Origin of the sequence: Streptomyces phytophilus, assembly GCF_013870535.1 — a bacterium.
GTDB classification, from domain to species: domain Bacteria; phylum Actinomycetota; class Actinomycetes; order Streptomycetales; family Streptomycetaceae; genus Streptomyces; species Streptomyces phytophilus.
The window spans coordinates 1-2,415 of the sequence record NZ_JACBXC010000940.1 but is presented as its reverse complement, the minus strand read 5'-3'; the positions used below and the strand labels follow the sequence as shown (position 1 = coordinate 2,415).

Here is a 2,415-nt window from a genome sequence, read left to right as displayed (position 1 = left end):
GTACGCCGCCCGCCGCGCGCTATCTGCCGTACCCCGCGGGAGTGCCGCCCGGCACGCCCTGCTGGTGCGGCACGGCGCCGGTCGCCAGCCCCGCCTGCATCGTCTCCGTCGACTGCAGCAGCACCTGCCCGGCGCCCGTGAACTGGAACTGGTGCTCCTCGCCGGACGCGCCGCCGATGCCGGTCATCGCGCGGATGCCGCCGAGGAGGCCCTGCATGTAGCCGTGGTCGTAGTGGTGGCACGGCGAGGGGCAGTCGGCCCACCCCACCAGCGCCTGCGGGTCGACCCGGATCGGCGGCTCGACGAAGACGACGGCGCCGTTGGAGACGGCGACGAACTTGCCCGTGCCGATCAGCGTCAGGAAGCCCGGCACGATCGACTGCTTCAGCTCCAGACCCGGCTCGAACGCCAGCAGGTTCCCCGAGCGGATCGTGAGGTTGCCGTCGTCCAGGTCGAAGGAGTTGACGTCGAACGCCCGGTCGGCGAGCACCATCATCCCGCTGCCGTTCGCCACCACCCAGTCCGCGGCGTGCAGCGGCGAGTGGAAGCTGCCGGCGACCAGGCCGTCGAACGCCCCGTGGCCGACGCCCTCGAAGGAGATCTGCCCGTAGTAGGCGATCATCTTCCCCTTCTGCAGGAACCACTGCCCGTTGAGCGCGACGCTGAAGGCGTACGGGTGGACGTTGTCGTTGTGCGGCAGCGTGTTCATGTCGTGCACGACGGGTCCGGCGGTCACAGCTTCTCCTCCGATGCCTGCACGTACACCGTGCCGTTGCCCGACAGCTCCAGCTGGAACGCCTCGCCGGAGCCGCGCCCCACCATGTCGCGCCAGCCGAGCGCGGTGGAGAGCTTGTTCTGCACCTGGCCGCGGTGGGCGACGTACGCCTGCGGGTCGACGTGCACCGGCCGCTGCGGGGTGATCGGCAGCTCCAGGACGCCGCCGTGGGCCATCACCGCCGCCGCGCCGTGGCCGGCCAGCGTGGTGGTGAACAGGCCCTGTCCGGTGACCTGGCCGCGGACCATGCCCATGACGCCGCCCTGCGAGCCCATGAACATCGTGCCCTGCTGCAGCGAGCCGTCGAAGGCCAGCAGCCGGTCGGCCTCCACGTACAGGGTGTCGCCGGCCAGCTCGATCACGTGCACCTCGTGGCCGCCGTGCCCGAACATCACCGTGCCCGAGCCCTCGACGGTCATCAGCGGCGTCGCCTCGTTCGCCACCCGGCGGCCGATCATCGACGTGAGGCCGCCCTGGCCGCCCTGGATGTTGGGCGTGAAGCTGACCTGCCCGGTGTACGCGAGCATCGACCCGCGCTGGCTGTACATCGTCCGGCCGGGCAGCACCTGCGCCTCGGCGATCTTCGAATTGAGCATGCGGAACGGCATGTCAGACCTGGCCCCCCACCGTGTTGCGCTCGCTGGGCTGCACGTAGACCAGCCCGTCGCCCTCGAAGCGGATCTGGAAGCCCTCGCCGCCGCCCTCGCCTATGAGGGTGCGAAACGTCGCGCCGGACTGGAAGTGCTGCTGCACCCGGCCGGTGTGGGCGACGTACGCGCCGGGGTCGACGACCAGCGGCGTGCCCGGAGTCACCCGCAGCACCACCGCGGGGCCGTCCGACATGACGGCCGCCTGCCCCGTGCCCTCCACCGTGGTGGTGAAGAGCCCGGTGCCGGTGCCGGCGCCGCGCATCCCCGTGAAGCTCGTCCCCGTCTTCAGCCCGCCGTCGGTCGCCAGCAGGTTGCTCGATTCCACGTACAGCTTGTCGGCCTGGAGGCCGACAAGGTTGATCACGCTGGCCCGGTCGGCGAAGTAGCAGGTGCCCTGCCCCTTCACCTCCATGAGCTCCATGGACTCGCCGGTCAGCCGGCGCGTCACCATCCCCCGTATCCCCTCGCCGCCCCCCGTGAGCTTCTTGAACGCCATCTGGCCGTCATAGGCGACCATCGAGCCGTTCTTCGCCTTCACCGCGTCGCCGGCCATGTCCACGGCCAGCACCTTGCTGCCTTGCAGTCGAAACTGAGCCACGGGGCGACGCTAGCGGCTCGGCCACCCCTCCCGGAAGGCCGGGTATGGGCGGCTGACACAATGGGGTCCAGTTTGCCCGGGGAGATCCCCCGGAATCCGGACGAACCGAAGGCTTTCCCGTGGACATCGACACCGCATCCGCCCTCCGCCGGCTCCGGCTGATCTCCGCCCCCGAGGCGGTCTCCTTCCTCCTGCTGCTCGTGTCCTCCGTGCTCAAGCGGACGACGGACTTCGACGCGGTCCCGGTCATGGGCATGATCCACGGGCTGCTCTTCATCGGGTACGTGCTCTTCCTCGCCGACGCCTGGAACCGCACCCGCTGGCCGGCCAAGCGCGCCGCCCTGTACTTCGTCCTCGCCGTGCTGCCCGGCGGCGGCTTCGTCGCCGAGCGC

General features: G+C 70.6%; 4 protein-coding genes. 1 reads left to right on the top strand and 3 read right to left on the bottom strand.

The window, feature by feature from the left end:
• Positions 1-19 precede the first annotated feature (19 nt).
• From H5J30_RS27450 to H5J30_RS27440, 3 genes are read right to left on the bottom strand one after another with little or no spacing between them, the layout of a single operon-like run.
• Positions 20-709 carry an AIM24 family protein gene (locus H5J30_RS27450; protein WP_181790005.1) on the bottom strand — a complete coding sequence of 230 codons (690 nt, stop codon included), beginning with the start codon at positions 707-709 and terminating at the stop codon, positions 20-22.
• A gap of 23 nt (positions 710-732) precedes the next feature.
• Positions 733-1,383, bottom strand: coding sequence for an AIM24 family protein (locus H5J30_RS27445; protein ID WP_181790004.1), 651 nt, complete (start codon positions 1,381-1,383; stop codon positions 733-735).
• Between the two features lies 1 nt (position 1,384).
• Positions 1,385-2,023, bottom strand: a complete 639-nt coding sequence (locus H5J30_RS27440; RefSeq protein ID WP_181790003.1) for an AIM24 family protein — start codon at positions 2,021-2,023, stop codon at positions 1,385-1,387.
• A 119-nt stretch (positions 2,024-2,142) separates the two neighbouring features.
• On the opposite strand from H5J30_RS27440, the gene H5J30_RS27435 reads away from it, so the two are divergent.
• Positions 2,143-2,415, top strand: a 273-nt coding sequence (locus H5J30_RS27435) for a DUF3817 domain-containing protein (protein WP_181790002.1), incomplete at its 3' end; no start/stop codon positions are given.